The organism is Mesorhizobium sp. M8A.F.Ca.ET.181.01.1.1, from assembly GCF_004792025.1.
Lineage (GTDB): Bacteria > Pseudomonadota > Alphaproteobacteria > Rhizobiales > Rhizobiaceae > Mesorhizobium.
This window is the reverse complement of record NZ_SRTV01000247.1, coordinates 1-300: the sequence shown is the minus strand read 5'-3', so window position 1 is coordinate 300 and position 300 is coordinate 1. Positions and strand designations below refer to the sequence as shown.

Annotated in this window: 1 protein-coding gene; it reads left to right on the top strand. The window is 67.7% G+C overall.

What is annotated here, in order from left to right; all coding sequences use genetic code 11:
• Nucleotides 1–300, top strand: a 300-nt coding sequence (locus tag EN824_RS34470) for a PHB depolymerase family esterase (RefSeq protein ID WP_281041413.1), incomplete at both ends; no start/stop codon positions are given.

Sequence of the window (300 nt, the reverse complement as noted above, 5' to 3'; positions counted from 1 at the left end):
GTCGGATGCGCGCACGACTTGCCTTCCGCGCTCGCGGCGATGCGCGGCGGCAAGACCCGGTTCAAAGCACAGAAAGCCGGCCGGGCGGACACGCTGGACGCACAGCCGTCGCCATGTCCGCTCATCGTCTTTCACGGCGATGCGGATGCAACCGTGCATCCTGCCAACGCCAACGCACTGGTACACGGATTCGCGGCGAGTGAGGCGACAGCCACTCGTGCGCCGGGTGCGAGCGGCGGCTCGCGCCAGCATACGGTTCGACACATGACATCGGCAGCCGGCGTAGAGGCCGAACTGTGG